The following is a 21,464-nucleotide window of genomic DNA, read 5'->3' on the forward strand; positions in this document are numbered from 1 at the left end:
GCGCGGCGACGATCGGCCCCGAGCCTTGCGGATCGGCGGCTTGCGCGAACGCGGCAGTGGGGCTCATCAACAGGGCAAAGGGCAGGAGGCGGGTCAAACGCAGCATGGTCTAGTTCGGCTCTCGTGATGAGGAAGGGCGTGAATGGATGGGCCGCGAGTGGTTGGACAGGCGCCCCATGATCGAAGCGACGTAGCCTTGCGTTTCACGGATGCGGGGAATGCCCCCGGCGGCGATCACCCGGCCGGGTCCCGCGTTGTAGGCGGCCAGCGCCTTTTCGATATTGCCGTCGAACCGGTCGAGTTGCGCGCGCAGATACCGCGCCCCGCCTTCGAGGTTGGCGAAGGGATCGTTGGCATCCACGCCCAGTTCGCGCGCGGTACCGGGCATCAATTGCGCAAGCCCGCGCGCGCCCACCGGCGACACCGCGTTCGCGCGCCAGCGGCTTTCCTGCCAGACCAGCGCCTCGATCAAGGTCGGGCTGAGATCGAACCGGCGCGCAAGTTCGGTGACCTTGGCGGCATAAAGCGCAGGAACCATGCCCGCCTGCCGGGCTGCATCGGCGATCGCGTGCGGAGGTACTGCAAAGTCGGCGGACAACTCCACCACATCGGCGGGATCGACTGCGGTCTCCGGCGCTTCCACCGCGGTCACGAGCACCCCTGATAGCCATCGGGCGCCATTCGGCCCGATTTCCATGACATCGGCGCGCGCAGCAACAGGGGGGCACAACAGCACCAGACCCGAGATCAAATGAGCAAGGCGGTTGATGATAACATCCCTTCCTGCCCCGAATGCGCCAGTATGGTTAAAACGAGGTAAACGCAACCAGCGCGTGACCCTGACCGTCAGTCCTGGCCATTCACGGCTCTATAACTGCCAACGGAAAGAACCACATGACTAGTAGCAGGATCATAGTTCACATCGATGCCGGCAGCTCGGAGCGTGGCGAATGTGACGTACTTCTCAGCAGAGGCCGACGATTTGAGCCACACGAATAGAGGGCGGTCCATCTCACGCTCGAGCAGGCCGATTAGATCCCCCAATCGCACAGACGCCTCTTCACCAGAGAGACTTTTCAGGGGGAGTATTCCGGCAGCTCGAGCCCCACCCGAAGGGAGGTTCTCCGACACTGCCGTTGCTGACTGGGAGGCCAGTGAAACAGTCGCAAGTCGATAACTTACCCCGCCGTCTCTCGCGACAGAAGTTCCACCGCTCGCGAGCAATACACGAGAACTCTCCTTAAGCACCGGGGGCACGCCGGAGATGGTTGACTGACGCTGAGACGGCGTGGGCAAGCTTGTAGGGGCGGGCAGGTCGAGTTGCTGCGAACTTAGCGCCTGCGGGGTGTGTAGTCGTGCCGCGGCATCGTCGTATCGCGCTGGCAAAGCGGCTTGGGACTGCTCCACGTAAGAGGCAATTGATCCAGTCGAAGCCCTCATCCCATCCTTCTCAAGAAGCTCGGGGTCATCGGAGCCAGGGGCCACAGGAAAGTGTAAGTCGCCTTCCGCAGTTTGCAAAGGGCTAGGGGTTGCCCCTGGCGTTGCTACCGTTTGTGTATGAACCGTCGGCTCCACATCAACCGCCATGGGCGGCTTTGTTTCTAGGTCAGAAGCGGCAAGTGGGGGGTGCAGGATCCCCTTGATATTCTCGTGAGGGGGCCCTGCAAACACCGACTTGTCTTGCTCGGGTAGAGAAAGTTGCCTTGAAATGTAGATCGAAGCAGAAGGCTCTTCATGCCCGGTGTCCCTTGGCTCTATGACCGAGGTAGAGCGGGGCGCTGCCTTCATGATGGACCGTGAGGCACCAGAGGCTCGACCCGGGCCGTTCCGCCACGACTGCCACTGTTGATCCGCGACTGCCAGCGGCCCAGAAGTTGCATCTGGCTGATCAGAAGGCGGTTGTGCAACTTTATCACCGGCACCCGAGGCGTTCCGGGTAGGGCGGTCCGAGAAGCGGAAGCTTGGATCTGGGTAGTGAGGACCAACCACTTCAGGGCGGGCGAGGTGCGCCTTCCCACTCGCTTTAGCTGCATCAAAGCTAGGCAGCCTCTCCTGGTCACCTTCGAGCAGTTGAGAGAAACCTGGGCTGGGGGCAGCAACTCCGGCCTGCTCAGTTATCCCTAATCCAGCCTCGTGCCTTCGGGTGGCGGAACTATCAGGGTTATCATACTCGCCGCGCACTGGATGCGCTTGCGAGGACATGGAACCGCCCGCCCACCTAACAATAGGTGACGAACGGGAGTAGGGCGCTTCCGCATCAGGCCACCACACGATAACTGCTATCGCGCTGGTGGACAAAGCGGCCAACGACACTGCCGCGGTTAAAACTGCAGTGTTGGAGGCGGGTTGCCGTTCCGGCATTTGAAAGGACGCTCGGGATTGATAAACCGAGAACAGTTGTGAGCCTGACCTGACGCTGCGCACCGTGCCTAGCTCCTGAGAGTGGACCACCCTCATAATCGCTGAGTTTTGCGTTAGGATCAACTAACCCGCGTGAACGCCCTGTGGACGAACCACATCGTTAAAATGGCTTCTCCCCGATCATGTTACCCGCAGATGCGTAGCGGCACACAAGGATATCTTCCCGTGTCCCCCGACTTACTGCGCAGCCAACTCGGCGCGAAGATCGCCACATCAATTGAGTGTAGTGGCTTACATCCCGGACGTCGCCGGTGGTGCTATTGTGCGGGAAGGTGCCGGGCTTGAAGAACCTTTTCTCCGAAATCCACAAGCTAACCATGGACTCCGGCGAGTACTTTGCAGCGGTTCCGCCCCATATGTTTTCACCGACCGGTTCGGCTCCTTGATCGTCGGGAGAATGAGCAAAACGGCCGGTTTTAGCCAAATAATCCGCCCAATCAGAGGCTCCGTCTGCAAGTTCATGATCCCAGCTGAGCGGAGGGCCCCCGTTTGAAGAGCGCTCGCGATTGTGCGCAGCAAGGACTCTCTCGTGGAAGCTGGCGCCATTGGCTGTCGCACCCAGCAGCACGGGTGATGCGAGCGCAAGTGCAGCAGAAGCGCCAATCCGCCAGGCTTTGGCAGGTGCCATATAACCCCCCCGTCGTAATCCGAAGGGGATCCTGCCGCGAGGATCTCAATAAATAGTTATCGAGTACCCGGGTGTGGTTCGTGAGCTACGATCTCCACTGCCTGTCCAACCTCGACTTCTCTGAAAAGACGGCGGGCAAACTCGTTAGGTAGGCCGATACATCCGTGTGTCGCTGCTCCCCATCGCACGTCACTTCCGTGCAGCGAGATGCCATCGTCAGTCAATCTGAGCGTATACGGCATGTCTGCATCGTAGATACTTGATCGGTGCTCCTCCATCTTGGCTAGCACGGGGAAAGTGCCACTAGGGGTGTCCTTGCCCTTCGCCCCGTATGTTATGACGGCACTGCCAATCTCATGCCCGCTGCGGAAGACAGAGATAATCTGCTTTTTTAGGTCAACGCGAACATGAACCTTGCCTAAGGGCACGCCATTGTCGCTCCAGACATGTTCCCCGTATCTGAGCCGGCTCTCGATGTTCAGAATAGAGCGCGCCTCGACAGGCAATAGCCCTTCAGTCGCAGCGAGCTCCCTCTCCTGCAGCGACAAATAGATTCTTTGAGGGTCGTTGATATGGAATGCTGCCGCGGTTGAATGCGGAACCTCTGTCGTCTTTCCCCCAGCGGCCCAGACCGACACCCCAAATAACGCGGCCACCAAGATAACAAGAGCGATTGAAACCCTCATGCTGCTTGGCGCAATCCTTGCGCATGCAACCGTTGCCTCCGCATTGCTCCAGCGCAAATCGCGAAGCCTACGATAAGTATGATCCATGTGCTCGGTTCAGGAACAGCAGGGACGTCAGGCTGAATTCCCGGATTACCCGTGGTTGGCGGCGGGAATTGAGGAGGCACGGCTGCGTTCCCACCACTTGGCGGTACAATGAAACCACCACCCCCGAAGAGCGGCGGCGAAAGGCCTGGAGCCGATCCTGACTGCAAATCCGGCAACAGGCCCAGCAAGGACAACGGGACTCCGCTCATGGGGTCGACTAACGAAGAATCGTACTGGGTCGGGAGCACAGGCGCTTGAGCGGTGGAGGATCGTGGCTGAAAAACCTTACCAAGTGCACGCTCTTCGGGAACAGGCGCAGGCGTATCGCCGCTCGCCGCCTTCCCTTGGCTGCGAGTGTCTCCCTTGGATTTTGTTAGTTCGCCCACCTCGCGCTCTCCTGGAGACCGGGCACTTAACAGGCTGGCTAAGTCCCTTGCCTGCGTGGTGAGGGCCATCGTGGCTTCAGGAAATACGAAACTGCTCACCGCGCCGACGGTGGCAAGCAGCGCCGCTCCTGCTGCTGTGAACGCCACCCATTTTTTCGGAAACCAGCGTAATATGTTCTGCATGAGTTTAGCCGCCCGGGTCGAGGGGGTCAGCCGAATGGCTGAATCTCCGCTGTCTCTTCTATCCTGCTCTACGTCTTCGCCGCTTGTTTGCTCCCTACAATCCAGCAGGGCAACTCGAATCGTATGTACACTGCTAACGCCAGCTTACCTTAGGCGTTAGCCTTAGGCGAATGACGAGTGGCTGCGAAAGAAGTCTGTGACCCAAAATGGGGCGGCCCAGCAGTGTCTCTTCAAGGTCCATTGGGGAAGCTCCTCAGCGACTCAGGTTGTGCGCGGACTGCCAGGACTCGCTAAAAGCCCGAGGCCGCTAGCTTAGGGGCGCTGAGCTGACGTTTCTGAGAGCCTCGCTGCTCTCTTGCCTCGCTGTGCAAAACGACCACCAGGCGGCGCGCAACAGCGCACGCGCGGCCGGTCGTGACCGAGGCCATCGGTTAATAACCGGCAAGACGCCAGCTGGGCCTACCTGCACCGGGCGATATACACCCCCGAACCAAGTTGCCTTGCAACATGCGCGGTCACCCGTAGCGCCGTAGCTGAGGTCATAGACCAACAGTGGTCGGAGCGTAACTTTAGCTCCGCCTCGAGACGCACGAGCATCAAGTAGACTTCATGGTCATTCAGTCGTGATTCAATGCTGGAGGCGTCACGAGCGCAGAACGGGCAGGATCCTCTTCGTATGCTCACCAGGTCCGCTCCGTGGCCCAGCCTAGTTTTATTGCATGCGGTGAGTGCCTCACGAACTTCCGCGCGAGGGCAACAAGGTCGATGCCGTGACGCTGCTCGAACGAGTGTTCGCCTATCGTGTGCTGCTCGGCGTGATGCACGCGGCACAAGCTGATGGTCCAGCGGTCGGACGGCTTGAGAGCAGTGCCGCCATCCGTCCCGCGGCGCACGTGCGCGCACTCAATTGGCAACTGCACGCAACCTGACACGCAGCACCGATGTCGCCGCACCCAGGCGCGATGGGCCGGGCAGGAGCGGGCCTCATGGACGCGCTTCCTTCGCTTCAGCCGTTTGGGCAGGCGCACGCTAGGCACGGTGCTCACCCCCGTTTGCCTTGGACGTCCGCTTGCGGATAGTCGGCCTGGCAGACGTCCGCTCCTTCGGCTGCACAGCCTCCAAATTACCGGTATTATCGCTCTCTTCACCGGTAATGGTAAGTTCTGCCTTCCGGGCCGCAAACCTGCAGCCGAGCGCGGCGTAGAGGTCAGGTAATTCGCGTGAGAGTGCGGCGAGGGCAGATCGGTGGTCGTTCTGCAATTGCTCAAGCGCCGGCACGCTGGGGCATTCCTGCAGCTGGTCCTGCAGCGCTTCACACCATCTGGCCCAACCCTCGGGTGGTTCGGCCGGCAGCGCTGGTGCCCTCAGCCGGTATGACCTTGCATCTGCGTCCTCTCCTTGCCCTGCGGGTACGCAGAACGCCTGCAGCACTGCGTACTTGTACGAAGACTGCATCGCCTTGGCTGTGGCCTTATCCCCGGCATCGAGCGCTTCTCCATAGGCCTCGATGGTGTGGCACGAGCCATCCTCTGCGCTGACTAAGTCGAACGCGACCTTCAAGGTCACCGCGACCAGCATTGCTCCGCCCTCTTCCTGTCGGTCAGTGGCATCCCGCTCGAGCACCCGTGGCAGGATGCACAGCCGGTGCGCTGCCAGAAGCGGCGCAAGCCGCTCCAGCACATCATCGATGCTGCGGTAGAGGTAGTTGTCGCGCGAGTTGAGCCGCGCCTTGGCAACACCGTCGTGCGCCAGCGCTCCCGCTACAGCGTTGATCGCCTGGTACACCCGCGCGATCATGCTTGGAGCTCCCGGATAGTGAGCGCACCAGCCTTGCTGCGCCTGGCTTCGATCCTGTGCCCAAACGCACGGGCAACGTCAGGCTCGACTAGCTCCTTCAGCGACGCAACCGCCGCCTGATGCTGGCGCGCCGCGTCGTGGTGCTTCAGCCAGTCGGCTGCGGCTGCCGCCCAGGCATTGCTGCCTTCAAGGCTTACCTCGCGCACGCCAACAGGCTTGGGAGGAGGCGGAGGAGCCAGCACAGCGGGCGCCTCGCCCGATTGGACGCATTCCCAGAACCTTGCTTCGGCTGCAAGAAGGTCCTCCTGGTACAGCCAGTCGGAGGCGATCTCGAACACGTCCCACTTCGAGTTGCCGAAGATCACCGACAGTATCGCGCGGTTACAGCCTGCTACGGCCATGTTGTGCTGGAGCTGCGGCATGTAGCGCACCAGCACTTCGTCGGGCCTAGCAAAGGCGTTGGTGTGCTTGGCCTCCCAGACAGCGCCTTGTTTCTCGACAAACCCGTCAAGCGTGCAGCCCCGCCATGGGTGCGCGGAACACGCGAGCTGCTCACCCGTCCTACTAACCTCTTCTCCTGTGGCACGTTCGTACCACTGGCGGTTGAACGCCTCGGTCCAGCAGCCGAGCATCACCGCGATGTTGGTCGATAGGTCCTCGGACGCATCCTCGCCGCGCTTCTCGCGCCACAGCCGCAGCACGCGCTCAGGAGAGCCGGACAGGATGGTGTTGGCATCGCTCCCGCCGATCGATCGGAGGCGCGCATTCCGCCGAGCGGGCGACAGCCCAATCCAGTCCAGCAAGGGCCATGGGGAGGCAGGTACATCCTCTCCCGTCTGATCGGGCGTAAGGGAAGGGGGTTGCCGCTGCGGAGTGGGTACGTCCTTGGAAGGAACGGGTGGACGAGAACTCTTCTTGGCGGTTTGAGGCGTAACAATTTCATTAGCGAGCATAATCGGTCTCCTGCAACCACCGACTACAGCGACTCGGCGGTTGCAGTGATCTGCTCGCTTCGCTGCAAAGAGCAACTCCGAAGAGCTCGAGTACTCCATCGAACAGTTGGGCCATAGTGAACGACCCGCTGAGCAGATCGCAGCGCGCGCATGAGCAATGCGCAAGTGATTATTGGTGTGGCTCTTCGTTTGATAGAGGAGCAAAGTGCGGTCTGTCACCATAGGAGCACGCTCTACTCATGACCCGCACAAGTGTAACTCACCCGCTGCAAGTTTCTTCGGCCAACTCTCGCCCCGGCTATGGCCGGGTTGGCATCACCTTCTGCCCTGGCAAGTGCCAAGCGAACGCAGCCACAGGGCCCTGGGTGCGCGATCTCCAGACTGATGTTGCTGCCATCGCCAAGTGGGGCGCGGCTGCCGTTGTCACTCTGCTCGAGCCGCACGAGATCGCGATGCTCTCGGTGGCGTCACTGGGTGCCGAGGTGGAGCGCCAGCACATGGCTTGGATCCACCTGCCGATCCGCGACGTGTCGGTACCAATCCACGAGTTCGAGCAGGACTGGCAAGTGCAAGGTGCCCGCTTGCGCGCCATCTTGCGTAGCGGGTTCGATGTGGTGGTTCACTGCAAGGGCGGTCTCGGCCGCGCGGGCATGATCGCCGCCCGGCTGTTGGTCGAGCTCGGCACCCCGCCTGACGAAGCGATCAAACAGGTGAGAACCGCAAGGCCAGGTGCGATCGAGACCGGCGCACAAGAAGCCCATGTTCAAGCTGCCGAGTATCAGGCGGAGCCGGTTCCAAGCGCCGCACCCGAAGCGGTCCGCGACCGTGCGCTTGGAGCGCTCCTTGGCTTGGCAGTGGGCGATGCGCTCGGCACCACGCTCGAGTTCACTAAGCGCGACGGCTACGAACCGCTTTCCGACATGATCGGTGGCGGTCCGTTTCGCTTGCAGCCCGGTCAGTGGACCGATGACACCGCCATGGCCCTCGCGCTGGCCGACAGCCTCATTGCTCACCCGGAGCTCGACCCGGCTGACCTGATGGCCCGGTTCGGGTCCTGGCGAGAGGAGGGCACCTATTCGTGCTCCGGCTCGTGCTTCGACATCGGCAGCACGGTCTCCTCAGCCCTCCACCGTTGGCAGCGCACCGGCAACCCGGTGGCGGGTTCTACCGATCCCCACACCGCAGGCAACGGCGCGCTCATGCGCCTTGCGCCAGTGGCGCTGCGCTGGTGGCACGACCAGGACATGGTGGTTGACGTGGCGGTTCGCCAGAGCGCTACCACCCACGGCGCACCCGAAGCGCTCAGCGCGTCGGCTGCGTTTGCCACAATGCTCGGCGAAGCCATCGCCGGTCATCCGCGGAGCCAGGTGCTCGCACCGCGCAGCGGCGACTATGCTGGCAACATCGCACCCATCATGGCGGGGTCCTGGCGCGGCAAGCCGCGGCACCAGGTCCAGTCATCAGGCTACGTTACCCACTCGCTCGAGGCAGCCTTATGGGCGGTTGGGCGCACTGGCAGCTTCAGGGACGCTGTGCTTCTTGCGGCGAACCTCGGAGGAGATGCGGACACCACCGCCGCCATCACCGGGCAGCTGGCAGGCGCGCTCTATGGTTTGCGCGGTATTCCGGAAGAGTGGCTCTCCCGCCTTGCTTGGCGGGAGAGGATCGAAGAAATGGGTAAGGCACTGTTTGAAGCGGACCAACTTGCAACCGCTACCAACCGACAGGATCTCGCTCCTCTTCCGGGAAAGCAAGGGTGAACGTTATGGGTCCTTCTTTTTCAGGAGCAGGTCGGAAAAGTGGATCAAGATCCGCTATCATCTTTAGCGCCTTCAGATCGCCCGAGGCGGCCAGGATCGCAAGTTGCTCGGCACTGATCTGACGGATCGAGAGGTACTCTTTCTTGCCGTTGCGCTCGATTCGCTTCTTCGCCGACAATGCGCCCTCGAGGTGCTCCACAAAGCTCTTCTGCTTCTTCGGCCTGCCGCTTGGATTGCCGGACGCGCCTTTTTGAAAGCGGCTGTGCACCGGTGGCTTCCCATAGCCGACTGCACTGGTGTCCGCTTTAGGCGGTCCATTGCCGCCGCTGTCGTTGTCTTTAGTGTCCATGGTGATCCCTCTTTGGGATCGACCCCCGTCTGATCCCGTCCCCCATTTGAACTCAAACGGAGTCGAGTGTCAAACCGGCCTCTCAGCAGAAAACTCGCGAATTCAACGAATTAGCGCACCGTGCGCTACTTCGGGGCGTTTCCGGCGAGCTCAGGAGGCACCAGCTTAAGGATACCTGGGGATAATCTGGCGGTCGTTATCGCCCCTAACGAACGCGATAAAATTCGATTTCCCTGAAGATTTCCCTGTTAGCAGGGACTTCGACGGGACGTCTGCACACTAGGTCACGGCTGTCATCGTTCTGGTTTGAACGGCCACGCCTGGATTTCGGATGCTTGGACGATGCCGGCCAGGGCGTTCAGGGGAGGAACTGGCCGACTAAGGCAGTCGGTAGGGATCAAGTATCCCGCGCCTGCGATCGATACTCGAATGGGCTGCTTGTTCCGATGCCTATACCATACCGATTCAGCGAGACATCATCGCGGTCGTTCCGCTGCCTTTCCTAGAAAGAGCGGCGCTGCGAAGAACCCAAAAAGAAGTCCACCAAAATGCGCCTCCCAAGCCAGGCTCTGAGCTTGGCCACTGAGCACCGCCACGACCGCTGCGAGGACAAACAGTATGGCATGGTTGCTGATGAAAAACTTCGTCATCAGCCACGTTCGCTTTGAGCCGACGGGTACGAGCATCCCGGTAGCCGGATGAACTCGCGCAAGTGCCCCTAATATACCGAATATCGCACCGGATGCGCCAATCACCGGCGTCGCATCTTGATTCACAGTAACAAACAAGAGACCTCCGGCGACTCCCGCACCCGTGAAAAGATAAAGGAACCTGGCCGAGGAGACGGGGGGACTGCCAAAGCAGGCGATTAATGGGCCGCCAATGACCATCAGCCCGATCATGTTGAGGCCGAGGTGTACCAGGTTTAGATGCGCCAGCATGTGAGCAAAGACGGGCACGACTTGGCCAGAGGCGATCTGGTTCCAAGATAAATACCATATGTCAGGGTGGACCTGCGGAAGATTCAGGAGCCATATTCCTGTCATACTCAACGCGAGCAGAATTGGCGCCAAATGGGCGTGATGCGGTACATCCCACTCGCGCATGAGCAGACTATCAGCCGGGCCTTCGGAGGGTTCGGGCAACTGCTCATTCAACGCCTTCGTCCCTTGACCGCGTTTGAAGAGATCATCTGAGTGCTCCTGTTCGACCAAGGTTGATTATAGGCTGGCACAGTGCTCGCGAAGCCTGCCTGCTTTGGCGGCGCAAACACAAGTCCCGGTTTGGTACTGTCGGAATGCAGCGGCTCCTGTCGGCGTCTTCGTACAACTAAGCTTTTCCCCAAAGCGCTATCGAGAACATCGGGGCCCGAATGGCTCTCATCTTCCCGCAGCGTGCATAAGGTTGGTCGGCGAGGGCGGGGGTAGCGTTCAAGGCACCCCTGTCTTGATCGCTATTTAGGAGAGATGGTTGGTAATATTGAAGGAGACGATCGAGGCTAAGGGTCTGCTTCCTAGAGAGCTTAGGCAGCCTTTGCTCGTGTCAGAGCATGCAGTCCTCCGCCACACGGAACTGAGGTGGTCTCAAGGCGATCCGCCCATCAGTGCCCTTCTGCAGAGAATCAACGAGATCAAACGCCTGCTCGGATCTGCTGAAAGCAGGCCGCAGCTATACGCCTTAACGCAAACAGTTGTTGGCCTCACTCGCTATCGACCTCGTCCAGATCAGTAGCTTGGGCAACTGTTCTGTGATTTGCAATTATCGATCGCAGATTTGGATCGTACCAGATCCTCTTCGCTTCGCTTCACAACTCGCTCCAGCTTGGCCTCCCCGCGCATTCGAGATTGAAAAATAGGACTGCGGGCCGGGCGTTTTGAGGGGGAGGCCTGGCCCGGCTCCATTGGCCACTCCCGCCGCAGCTGACGATCGGGGAACGGATCGCAAGAGAACCCGGCTCGTCGAGAGCACAATGACCAAAGGGGAAGGTAGTTTCGCAAAATCGGAACCGAAGCATTTGTGAACCGCGCCACTCTCTCTATCTTCTTCCCTCTTTCCGCTACGTCTGGCGGGAACCACATCCTTCTAGAATAACACTGCGACACTCACGAGGAGCAGGGTTAGGGTAAAGATGAACAAAAGGTCATCTCTCGGCATCGCTGAACCCTCGAACTTAAGAACGCAGGGAAGATCAGGCTTGCCAGGAGCGCCGAATGACCCGGACGGCGATTGCTAATCGGTTTGGCCAATACAAGGCGTTGGTGCGAGTGGGCTGTTGATCGCGCATGTTTCTGGCACTGGCACTGGCACTGGCCAAACAGCGCCGCGCACATTCAGGCGGACCTAATAGCAGTGACCAGAGCAATATGCTGGCAATCTTCATCTAGCAGAGCGCTGCTGGGTCTAGCTGGCCGCTGAAGGGTGGCTTCAGCGATGCGTCGCGATCCGAGCAGGCGGGCCCACTTTTACCAAGAAGGATGACTTGACTCGACGCCTTTATTGGTGGGATCGCTTGTTACCTTAGATCCGGAGGTTGAATCAGGGAGCTACAAGAACTGAGCTGAGGGGCGAGAGTTTATTCAATCTCTGGCCTCAGTTTTCCCATCTTCCGCAGCGTTCAATAAGTGATCAGTATGAGCACGATCTCAACCAATAAGTGATCAGTATGAGCACGTTCTCAACGGCGGTACCTGCTAGTAGTGCTATCCTCGCTTTGCTTCGAGCGATCTCGTCTGCAAGTGCCGCATTCATCACGAGCGGATCGGCTGGGTGCCTGGGCGTAATAAGCTCGCTCTCGGCAATGCTGAGGGCCTCGGCTATGGCTCGGAGGCGCTCCTTTCGGGGAGAGGTCTTGTTGTTCTCCCAAGACTGCACCGTTGGCTTACTCACACCTAAGCGCTCGGCCAGCTCAGCGAGCGTAAGCTCGTTTTCACAGCGTAAGCGACCAAGTATTGGCCCCAACAGGTCCCGCTCGGAATTCAATCGCTATCCTTTGACGCGACCCTGCCACGACAGAGCATCGCTCATCTCGCTTCGTTCGGCTGACGGCAGGATCCGCGCATCGCGAACTGATTAAGCTTACTAGACCGCTCCGCCGCTCGCACGACCTCTCCATGGTGTTGAGGTCTCGTTCTACCGACGCAATCAGCCGCTGTTCGCAGCGACGGATGCGGTTCTTGGCGACCACCCAGTCGAAAGCGTCCACCCTAACTAGCCGTTCAGCCGGGAGTCCAACCACCACCTGAGCGAAGGGGCTCGCTTGGCGTAGCTCGCCAGTGGCTTGGGCAATGGAGCCAAGCGCATCGCGGTCTGCCGGCGAGCAGTTGGTGGGGGTTATCACGGTATGCGCCAAAGCGATTGTCCGACGTGCTATCGGCGAATCATGGCCGGGGAGGTCGATCACGACGAAGTCGCAGTCGCGACCGAGACGTTCAATCTCTTGAAGCAGAAGCGATACGCTCTGTTTCTCAAAGACAACGTGCTCAAGGCGCGGCCGATCGACTTTGAGTGTTCTCGTCGTCCTATCACGGGCTTCCAGGATCCGATGCAGGGTCTGCTGACGCCGATCGCAATCGATTGTGAGTACCCGGCAGCCCTGATGAGTAAGTGCGACAGCGCAATGGAACGCCAGTGTAGACTTGCCCACTCCGCCTTTCTCGCTGGCGAATGCAATAACGTGTGCATTCCGGAGGCGCCGATTGAGCAAGTCGTGCACAACTACCGAAGGGTGTTCGTCGCGAACGAATGCTGCAATCCGGGAAGGTTCTGCGCCCGAGCTCCCGAAGTGATACAGATCATTGTCGATGTCCGACTCGCCTTATGCAGGTGCCTCTCAATCGATAGAACCCTGATATAGGTGTCCTCCGATTAAGCGGTTATGCAAACCTGCGATCTTGAGCTGCGGTGAATTTCCAAGCACTGAGCTGGCGAAAGTGGTGAAGCCCGGCGCTGCTCGAGCGGCACTCTGGGATACAAGCTCGTCCAAGAGGGTTTGGACCTCGGCAAGCTGCATGATTATGACATCATCCTACGCGACCTGAACCTGCCCGACATGCACGGCTACGATGTGCTAAAGAAGCTGCGCGTTGCCAAAATACAGACGCCGGTGCTGATCCTCTCTGGGATCTCCGACATGGAAGCAAAGGTCCGCACCTTTGGCTACGGAGCCGACGAGTACGTCACGAAGCCATTTCACCGTGAGGAACTGGTGGCGCGAATTCAGGCCGTTGTCCGCCGGTCAAAGGGGCACAGCCAGTCAGTGATCCGAACCGGTAAGGTGACTGTCAATCTCGACAGCAAAACCGTCGAAGTCGGCGATGCCCGAGTCCACCTTACCGGCAAGGAGTATGCAATTGTGGAGTTGCTCTCGCTGAGGAAGGGAGCAACGCTTACCAAAGAGATGTTCCTCAACCACCTCTACGGCGGAATGGACGAGCCCGAGGGGAAGATCATTGATGTGTTCATTTGCAAGCTGCGCAAAAAACTCACCCTCGCCTGCGGTGGCGAGAACTACATCGAGACCGTGTGGGGCCGCGGCTACGGCCTGCGTGACATAGAAAATATGAAGGAAGCCGCGTAGTTACCACACACCACGTACTGACCTCCGCCTCCAATGTGAGGCGACAAGCCGCTTTCGCCGAATGAGTTAGAAGTTCGACGGGTTCGATCGGGCGCTATTCAGACCTAATGGTGTACCTTGCAGCCAGCTCGGCAGATTGCCGTTTCAAGTTGACCCGCGAGCATCGGCCCTTCGATCGACACGATGCGATGCAGGTCGCGAGCTTTAGCTCCTGGAATGGCTTGAGGCACCCTGACGTCCGGGGTCGCCCCGCACTGTGCACAATCAAGAGAGAGCACCGGAACCGACAGGCGGTGACGAGGGCCCCTGTTGCATCCAAGCTTTGACCATCACTGAACAGCGCTCAGGTGGAAGCCGCAAAAGGTTTTACAGTTGAGCAGAATCGTGGTTAACATTCGTTCAGTCGCGAGTCGCCTTCACCAATACAAAGCTTGGGGAGGTCCGTATCTTCATCAGAGGAACGCGATATGCTCAAAACACTACTCAGTGGCGCTGCGATGGCAGTCTGCCTAGGCATTGCAGCTACTGCATCAGCGGCAAGTTGCGTCGGCAATTGCGGCAGTCAAGGCCCTAACGGTGATGTGACCGCTCCGCCTGCATCAGGCCCCAACTAAAGTTTTGTCTCTACAGAAAATGGAATCGGTGGCGCTGGGCAGATTACGGGAGTTGGAGGGACAAACGGATCTGAGTTCCTCACCGATCCATTCAGTGCTGAAGCAGGCGATGCACTTAACTTCTACTTCAATTATGTAACCTCTGATGGCGCGGGCTTTTCGGACTATGGGTTTGCGCAACTTCTGTCTGCAACAATGGACCCAATTGCGTATCTTTTTACTGCGCGCACGACCGGGTCGGGCGACACAAGTCCTGGCTTCGGGTTACCCGCGAACAGCTCTACGCTTACACCAAGCTCTACTCCAATAACCGCTAACCAAACGAACTGGAGTGCACTGGGATCATCAAGTGGCACTTGCTACGCAACTGGTTGCGGCCTTACCGGGTGGATCAACTCAAACTATGTATTGGCAAATAGCGGCACCTATGTTCTCCGGCTCGGCGTCTCCAACGTATCCGACACTTCATACCAGTCTGGTTTGGCTTTTGCTGGAGTAACCGTCGGCGGCGTCGGGGTGCCAACACCCGGAGATCTTAGTGCGGTGCCGGAGCCAGGGACATGGGCAATGATGCTGTTCGGGTTCGGCTTCGTAGGTGGAGCAATGAGGGCCGCGCGACGAAAAGCGAAATACAAGATCAGCTACGCTTGATTGCGACCCAAGCGTAGAGCGCCGTCGGCAAACCCCTTGCCGGCGGCGCCTTGCTTTCTGACATATGCTCCAAAGCTTTGTCTGCTCTCTAACCGTTCTCGGACGTAGGTGAAGATCGCCGCCTCGACTGAGAGCAGACAGTCAGCTTGCTGGTTCAACCGCTAGAAGCGGACTGACACGGAACGACTCCAAAGCAGACGCAAGGTGCCCTTGGCACTCGTTCTGACTTCGTCAGAGGGCTGTCTGCCTCCTTTTAACTGGGCAAGTGCATCCGTCTCCGACGCGGGATCGTAGCTAGGGCAGTCGCCTATCAACAGCGGCGTATTTCTCGGGAGAGATTATGAAGACTTTGATCGTTGCAGCAGTAGCGGCTGCCGTCGCCTTACCGTCCCCTGCCATGGCGGTTCACACATTCCTCGGGATGGAGTTCGATAGCCGCGGTGAGTGCGAGTCCTTCCTCAAGCAAGCGCGCAATGATGAGCGGCGTAACATGGAAAGCGCTAGCGAATTTAATAGCCGTGTGCGCGACGGGTTCTTCTGTGCTGATAATGAAGATGGCACGTTCACCATCAGCCGAACGGCCGCCTAATTTGCTGCCATTTCTGCTAGAAGAGCGCGCCCCTGTTTTCACGTGCCGGGGCGCGTTCTCGTCGTTACACCCACATTGGCTTGGCTAAAGATATTCAGTCCCCGCCTTACGCACTAAAGCGGAATGCTAGCTTCCAACCGAGAGGCATGAGTTGGGCCCTTCGGCAGGCTGACACTCTTTCGAGCGTACGATGCGGTGCAGAGATAAAAATACTGCTTATTCCAAAATCGAACCGCGGGAGCTTGCACAGTCGGCGCCCTGAGCAGTTCATTTCTTCGCGATCGCCTGCTGCCTACACATTCGGAGGATGTTGAATAGGAAACCCGCTCGCATGGGGGCTCCCCGGAGCCGCAGCGACTGAACCTAACGTGCGATAACGACAATTACCTCGTAAGATCGGAACTTTTGAGTTAATAGAAACTTACGACTCGAAGCGCGCCCCCCTCCAGCTATCAGGTTCAGGATCTTCAACATGCGAACAGCAATCTACGCAATCACAGCAGTTATTGGGGCCGCTGTCGCGGTGCCAGCATCCGCCACCATTGTCCTGGTCGATGCCAGCGACATTCAAGGTGACAACGTGCTCTTCAACGCCGGTGTTCAGACGGGCACTGAAGTTTTTGGCGCCACGCAGGCAGGCACGGTAGTTGAGTTTACCGGCTCGACCGTCGGTGGCGGCACCACGATCCGCGCAAACGGCGGACAAGCAAGCGTCGAGGGTGCGCTCAACGGCGCCACAAACAATCCGAATGATACGCTCGCTCTCAGCTCTTTGAACTTCGGTCTGATCGGTGGAAACACCTTCAATAATCTGGAGTTCAATGTCTTCGGCGGTGGAGCGACTTCGGCCTCTTTCTTTTTGACCGACAACATGGGCGAGGTCTTCAAATTCGAGAATTTGGCACTGGGTGGTGGATCAAATTTCTTCGGCTTCCAAGGCATCGATGGGCAGTCGATCGCCAGCGCCTCGCTTACCTTTAACGGTACTGGCATCGGCGATGTCCGGCAGATCCGGCTTGACGAAGTCAGCGCGGGTCCTGGCGCCGTTCCGGAGCCTGCCACCTGGGCGATGATGCTGTTTGGGTTTGGTGCTGTCGGGTTCGGCATGCGCCGTCGCCGGAGCAAGGAAGGCGGTCAGACGCGCGTGCGTTACGCCTTCTAACTCTGAACGATCAAAGTGGCGCGCCGCCTGTAGCAAATACAGGCGGCGTTTTGCTGTGCGGCATCTACCGACCGACCAAAACGGGGAGCAATCCTTATCGATAAGTGACGGCTCGATTGATGACGTCATGAGTTCAGAGTAGACAGGAGCGATGCTCTTTCGTGGCAGGGTCGCGACAGAGGATAATAAGTGAAGTCTGAGCCGGGTTATCTAGGGTCCAAGCTTGCCAAGCTGCGTCGTGAGAGCGAACTCTCAATGGCTGAGGTGGCGGAGCGCCTTGGCGTGAGCAAGCCCACAGTTTGGGCATGGGAGAACGGCAAGACATTACCGCGCAGAGACCGGATGCCGGCCATCGCCGAAGCACTGAATATTGCCGAGAGTGAGCTGATTTTACTTAATTCCGGAGCCGAACCGCTCGCGCTGAACGAGGCGCTTGCAGAAGAGATCGCTCGAAGCAAAGCGAGGATCGCGGAACTAGCGGGTACGGCCACCGAGAAGGTGCTCATCGCGATTACGCTTTGAGCGCCATATTAGGGGGTGTGGGAGCACTCTAGTGGGCGTCTGCTTCCCACCCACTGCCCGACGTTGACGCCTTTGGTGCTCCGGCCTGAAAGCGGTCCAGCTGCAAACGACCCCATTGCGGACGTCCGTTCGCGATCATAGCGTCGCGAAATGTTTCGCTCGGTCGTCATTTGTATGTTGCTCCTTGGAGCATGCGGCGGCCAACAGAACAAACTCGCAACGGAACCAGCTTGGAAGACTGCTTACTCAGCCCGTGAGTGCCTGGCCTTATCCGAAACCCTCATCGAGCGATGTGGCGGCAGCATCGAACGGGCATCGCTCATTATGAGCCGCAATCCGGCTATCTGTGAACCTTATGGCCCGCCAGAAAAATTAGCAGGGATGTGGGAGCTTGACCTAGAGCATTCAACGTTCTTCGAGGGTGCCAACGACTTGCGAGAGGTTATGCGGGCATTTGAAAAAGGTGAGTTTGACTACACGTGGCTCAATGTTCGCGACATAGCACAAAGACCTGACGAACTCGCGGCCGCTCAAGGAGCAGGAGCGCGAGTTTACCAGATTCAACTCATCGGACGCCGGTCACTCTGCGCAAGCGGTTTTGGGCACATGGGAGCATACCCCCGTGAAGTTCTACTTCAGAAGCTGTTGTCGCAGGAGGCGGTGCATCTGCCATGATCGAATGGCGGCTTTCCACCCAAATCGTGAGCGTAGTTGCCGAGTGGCTCCAAATTTAGCAGCGGATCAGCCGCAAACGACCCCATATCGGACTATAGACGAGCGGCCGTCTTTCATTCGCCTGACGCTAATGTTCAGCGCCGAGTGTGTCCTGCCGGCTAATGTAGCCCAATGAAAGTGCCCCTCCTCACCAGCGGTATGGCCTTGGCCCTCTTAGGGGGAGTAGCGACGGCCGCGCCGGCCGGGTCAGATTGGCAAATTGGCCCCATCATTCGGGGGGAAAACCGCTCTGCTGGCATGCCTCTGCATCCCCAATCAGCAGCAACTGGCTGGTCATTCAACTTCCCCACCGCCCGTTCGGGCCATGTCAATTATCTGACCGTCCCCACCGGACCGCTTGTGAATAAAAGCCGGGTTGTGATGCGATACCGGATTGTCGCAGATCCTTCCGTCCGTCTTGTGCCAAGGGAGTCACCGGGCGCGCCCGCAACTCTCGCATTCTACTTTCAGCGGCAAGGCGACAGTTGGACGGCTAAGCGCCAGTTCGAACACTATCGCTGGTATGCAACTCACTCCAAGCGCGTCACGTTGGTCCCTGGCGAACACGTAATTTCGTTGACCCTCGAAGGAGTTAATTGGAAGTCACTAGGGGCCTCTACAGGAAAAGACGCGCCTACACAGTTTCGTGATGCTCTGGCGAATGCAGAACGAATCGGCTTCGTTCTTGGTGGAGGGCTGAGCGCGGGCCACGGCGTGTATGCGACAGGGCCGGCGCGCTTTGAGCTCCTGAGCTTCGATGTGGAATGATGACGCGAAACGCGCGAAAAACGAGGGGAGTGGTGCAGCTACCCTGCTAAACTACGCCTCTACCGACGCGGCAGCCTACGCAGCCATCTGATCGCTTTCCACCTAACCTGAGCCTCTCACGCATGTGGTGGCGCGACCTAGAGTGCACTAGTCGCAACGACCCAATACGGAGTTCAACTGCGCGGGGGGCTGATGCAGCCATCAACCCCCGTCGTTTCACAATCCGAAGGTGACACCCACCCGACCACCGGTGGAAGACTTGGCTGTCGAGCCGGCAACGCCGGCCGATACATAGACTCTAGGCGCGACCCGCCCGACTATCGCTCCGGAGTAGCCTTGTTCGCCGCGATAGGTAGCGAGATTGAAGCTCATCGATATTGTGCTGTCGGGAGCAACCATCGTTCCGCCTAGCGCCATCGCCGCCGCGATACCTCCCCGCATCTCCCCGCTCATCGCATCCAGCCGGTTTTCCAAGTTACCGACCCGGTTCGACAAGTCGGCGAACTGCGAATCCGTGACCGCCAGCGCGCTGATCATGCGCGTACTAACCTCGTTCAACGCGGCGGTCGTGGCCACTGCCTGACGACCGAGCGTTCCGTTGGCATCGACCGTCACCGCCTGCACCGGGCCGCTTTGCGCTGCGGTAGAAGCCGCTATGTCGCCAATCCGCACTGAGCTTCCTGTTGCGCCCAACGTCACTTGATTGGCGGCAGTGGTCGTAGCGCCAGTGCCGACTGCAGTAGCGCCGGCCTGCTGTGCGCTAGCGGCGTAGCCGATCGCGGTGGCATTGACCCCATTTGCAGAGGATCTGGCTCCCACAGACATCGCGCCGTTACCTGTCGCCAGGGTGTTGGACCCGAACACCAGTGCGTCAGCACCATTTGCTGTAGAGCTTTCGCCCACTACGGTCGATCTCGGACCAGATGCGATAGCCGCATCACCGATTGCTACCCCTTGACTGGTCGAAACCGCATTTGCGCCGATCGCGATCGACTTGAACGCAGTCGCCTGGGCATTGTACCCAACTGCGATGCTCTGAAGGCTTCCGGCCGAGCTATTTGCACCGAGGGCCGTCGTGCGTTCTCCTTGGGCTGAAGATGAAGCACCAACTGCGGTGACTTCTGCGGTAACTGCTCTTGCGTTAGCCCCTATCGCCGTTGCACTTGCACCCAACGCGCTGGCTCGATAGCCGACTGATGTCGCCTGAGCACCGGAAGAAAGCGAAGAAGCTCCAAGAGCAGTGGCGCGATCCGCTGCGGTCACGTTTCCGGCTGAGACGACCCCTGCAATTGCGTCGTTACCTACAGCGACGGTGTCAAGTCCGACCGCCAGGGACAAAGCGCCAAATGCAGTAGCACCATCCGTGTCCTGCGTATCAACAGTTGATCCGGTAGACGTTGCAACCGCAGCAACACCGCACGCCGTGTCCTGAGTGTTTGTGCTCGCAGCGCCTCCATCACTATCGACCCCGGCCGTCGCCGTGCCGTCGTTGTTAGTGTCAAGCAAGCACTCTCGAGCTTGTACAGGGCTGCTCAGGTACATTGCCGCCCCAATAGCGGAGGCTGCCAGCATAAGGCGGTGGCGGAGTACGATCATGTCAGCTGGTCCTTCTTGTATTCTTGAGCGCACTGTCTGGTGGAGAACAGCCGCTGCGAAGTCTCTGCTTCGCACCGACAGTTTAAGAATCTGTGGCTTGGGCTCACACCGATGCTCACAAAACATCTTTTCGGGTTTGGGGGAATAGCGAGCAGGATGCGAGTTGGTTGGAGTGAACTTTCCAGCAGGTCCCCGCGCGAGGCTCTTCCAATTATCGGCGACAAAAAAAGCGGCGACCGAAGCCGCCGCTTTCATGTCTCGGTTTACCAACCGGTGAGCAGTTCGCCTTAGAAGGCGTAGCGCACCCGCAGCTTCTCCTTGGACTTGCGACGGCGCATCCCAAAGCCAATAGCTCCGAAACCGAAGAGCATCATTGCCCATGTTGCAGGTTCGGGCACTGCTGGAACCTCATCCCCTGGGATAAAGGTCAGATTGCCGCCATACGAACCATTTCCGCGTGAAATACCGCTGACGACTATTGAGTTAGGACCGTTAGCTGTGATCGGCACGTCCGTGGCCGAACCAGTCTCTATCAAGTTGTTCGTGCTTTTCGTGAGGTTCACAGCTGAGCCATTCACCAAAATGGAGATGAAGTCAGTGTCGATCGTGGACAAAAAGCCGGTCTGAGCCACGCTGGTGGTGATGGAGCCACTGCCGAGGCCACTCTGGGGAACGGTGAATGCGAATGTGTGAGTGAACTCACCCGCTACAATGCCGCCAACCGCGAGGGCCGCAGTGATGGGCCCTTGGGTGATGTCTCCGAAAATTTGAAACTGCGGATCGCCCGGTGTGAATGTCTCCACCAGTTCCACTGCGTGCGCGCTTGTCGGGGCCAGCGCCAGCGCGGACGCCGAAACAGCTGCTGCGATGAAATGTCTCATACCCTACTCCGTAAACGTGGTGAGAATCAAAAGCCCCAACCCGATTAGCTTCGTTAGCGCAGTCTGACTAACCGCGAAAGAAGAAGTTTCGATACAGGCGTTTAGTTTCCCATTCTGGCACAATTTTCTTCAGGCAGATCG

Annotated in this window: 19 protein-coding genes and 2 pseudogenes; 8 read left to right on the forward strand and 13 right to left on the reverse strand. The window is 58.9% G+C overall.

Going from position 1 to position 21,464, the window contains the following annotated elements; genetic code table 11:
• Positions 1 to 109: 109 nt before the first annotated feature.
• The 7 genes from E0504_RS53830 to E0504_RS44345 form a co-directional block, all read right to left on the reverse strand.
• Complete coding sequence (locus E0504_RS53830; protein WP_131627471.1) at positions 110 to 697, reverse strand: lytic transglycosylase domain-containing protein; 588 nt, start codon at positions 695 to 697, stop codon at positions 110 to 112.
• Between the two features lie 1,824 nt (positions 698 to 2,521).
• Positions 2,522 to 3,049: a CAP domain-containing protein gene (locus E0504_RS54685; protein WP_131627442.1), complete on the reverse strand. Its 528-nt coding sequence runs from the start codon at positions 3,047 to 3,049 to the stop codon at positions 2,522 to 2,524.
• A gap of 56 nt (positions 3,050 to 3,105) precedes the next feature.
• Positions 3,106 to 3,735, reverse strand: coding sequence for a L,D-transpeptidase family protein (locus E0504_RS44325; protein WP_131627444.1), 630 nt, complete (start codon positions 3,733 to 3,735; stop codon positions 3,106 to 3,108).
• Positions 3,732 to 4,391 (reverse strand): PEPxxWA-CTERM sorting domain-containing protein, encoded by a 660-nt coding sequence (locus E0504_RS54690; protein ID WP_207974693.1) that lies wholly within the window; start codon positions 4,389 to 4,391, stop codon positions 3,732 to 3,734. Before E0504_RS54690 ends, E0504_RS44325 begins: the two co-directional genes overlap by 4 nt.
• Positions 4,392 to 5,071: 680 nt before the next feature.
• Complete coding sequence (locus E0504_RS54695) at positions 5,072 to 5,539, reverse strand: putative HNHc nuclease (RefSeq protein WP_373694004.1); 468 nt, start codon at positions 5,537 to 5,539, stop codon at positions 5,072 to 5,074.
• Positions 5,421 to 6,188 (reverse strand): ERF family protein, encoded by a 768-nt coding sequence (locus E0504_RS44340; RefSeq protein WP_131627446.1) that lies wholly within the window; start codon positions 6,186 to 6,188, stop codon positions 5,421 to 5,423. The genes E0504_RS54695 and E0504_RS44340 overlap by 119 nt, the downstream gene beginning before the upstream one ends.
• Positions 6,185 to 6,991, reverse strand: coding sequence for a YqaJ viral recombinase family protein (locus E0504_RS44345; RefSeq protein ID WP_165938819.1), 807 nt, complete (start codon positions 6,989 to 6,991; stop codon positions 6,185 to 6,187). Before E0504_RS44345 ends, E0504_RS44340 begins: the two co-directional genes overlap by 4 nt.
• A gap of 515 nt (positions 6,992 to 7,506) precedes the next feature.
• Between E0504_RS44345 and E0504_RS44350 the strand changes: the two genes are divergently transcribed.
• Positions 7,507 to 8,901: an ADP-ribosylglycohydrolase family protein gene (locus E0504_RS44350; RefSeq protein ID WP_207974695.1), complete on the forward strand. Its 1,395-nt coding sequence runs from the start codon at positions 7,507 to 7,509 to the stop codon at positions 8,899 to 8,901.
• Here the strand turns inward: E0504_RS44350 and E0504_RS44355 are convergent.
• The 4 genes from E0504_RS44355 to E0504_RS54705 all read right to left on the reverse strand — a co-directional run bounded on the left by E0504_RS44355 (position 8,855) and on the right by E0504_RS54705 (position 12,962).
• Entirely contained in the window at positions 8,855 to 9,250 is a 396-nt protein-coding gene (locus tag E0504_RS44355) for a DUF5681 domain-containing protein (protein ID WP_131627452.1), read from the reverse strand. The two genes, E0504_RS44350 and E0504_RS44355, sit on opposite strands and share 47 nt — an antisense overlap.
• A 476-nt stretch (positions 9,251 to 9,726) precedes the next feature.
• Entirely contained in the window at positions 9,727 to 10,464 is a 738-nt protein-coding gene (locus tag E0504_RS44360; protein WP_131627454.1) for a rhomboid family intramembrane serine protease, read from the reverse strand.
• 1,411 nt (positions 10,465 to 11,875) lie between these two features.
• Positions 11,876 to 12,229, reverse strand: a complete 354-nt coding sequence (locus E0504_RS54700) for a helix-turn-helix domain-containing protein (protein ID WP_131627456.1) — start codon at positions 12,227 to 12,229, stop codon at positions 11,876 to 11,878.
• A complete protein-coding gene (locus E0504_RS54705) occupies positions 12,177 to 12,962 on the reverse strand; it encodes a division plane positioning ATPase MipZ (RefSeq protein WP_373694005.1) in 786 nt (261 codons plus the stop codon). Before E0504_RS54705 ends, E0504_RS54700 begins: the two co-directional genes overlap by 53 nt.
• 261 nt (positions 12,963 to 13,223) lie before the next feature.
• On the opposite strand from E0504_RS54705, the pseudogene E0504_RS44375 reads away from it, so the two are divergent.
• The 7 genes and pseudogenes from E0504_RS44375 to E0504_RS44400 form a co-directional block, all read left to right on the forward strand.
• Positions 13,224 to 13,826 (forward strand): annotated as a pseudogene (locus tag E0504_RS44375) (response regulator transcription factor); the annotation flags it as partial.
• A gap of 629 nt (positions 13,827 to 14,455) precedes the next feature.
• Positions 14,456 to 14,932: pseudogene (locus E0504_RS54710) on the forward strand (NF038132 family protein); the annotation flags it as partial.
• 51 nt (positions 14,933 to 14,983) lie between these two features.
• Positions 14,984 to 15,091, forward strand: coding sequence for a PEPxxWA-CTERM sorting domain-containing protein (locus E0504_RS54715; RefSeq protein WP_373694006.1), 108 nt, complete (start codon positions 14,984 to 14,986; stop codon positions 15,089 to 15,091).
• A gap of 340 nt (positions 15,092 to 15,431) precedes the next feature.
• On the forward strand, positions 15,432 to 15,680 hold the full coding sequence (locus tag E0504_RS44385) for a hypothetical protein (protein ID WP_131627462.1): 249 nt from the start codon (positions 15,432 to 15,434) through the stop codon (positions 15,678 to 15,680).
• A gap of 472 nt (positions 15,681 to 16,152) precedes the next feature.
• Entirely contained in the window at positions 16,153 to 16,842 is a 690-nt protein-coding gene (locus E0504_RS51650; protein WP_207974696.1) for a PEPxxWA-CTERM sorting domain-containing protein, read from the forward strand.
• Positions 16,843 to 17,031: 189 nt separating this feature from the next.
• Entirely contained in the window at positions 17,032 to 17,364 is a 333-nt protein-coding gene (locus E0504_RS44395) for a helix-turn-helix domain-containing protein (protein ID WP_131627464.1), read from the forward strand.
• A gap of 324 nt (positions 17,365 to 17,688) precedes the next feature.
• Positions 17,689 to 18,039, forward strand: coding sequence for a hypothetical protein (locus tag E0504_RS44400; RefSeq protein ID WP_131627466.1), 351 nt, complete (start codon positions 17,689 to 17,691; stop codon positions 18,037 to 18,039).
• 1,023 nt (positions 18,040 to 19,062) lie between these two features.
• Here E0504_RS44400 and E0504_RS44405 read toward each other — a convergent pair.
• Together E0504_RS44405 and E0504_RS44410 are read right to left on the reverse strand one after the other, a co-directional pair.
• Entirely contained in the window at positions 19,063 to 20,442 is a 1,380-nt protein-coding gene (locus E0504_RS44405; protein WP_165938823.1) for a YadA-like family protein, read from the reverse strand.
• A gap of 287 nt (positions 20,443 to 20,729) precedes the next feature.
• Complete coding sequence (locus E0504_RS44410; RefSeq protein ID WP_131627469.1) at positions 20,730 to 21,323, reverse strand: FxDxF family PEP-CTERM protein; 594 nt, start codon at positions 21,321 to 21,323, stop codon at positions 20,730 to 20,732.
• Positions 21,324 to 21,464 lie beyond the last annotated feature (141 nt).

This window comes from Parafrankia sp. BMG5.11 (assembly GCF_004337455.1).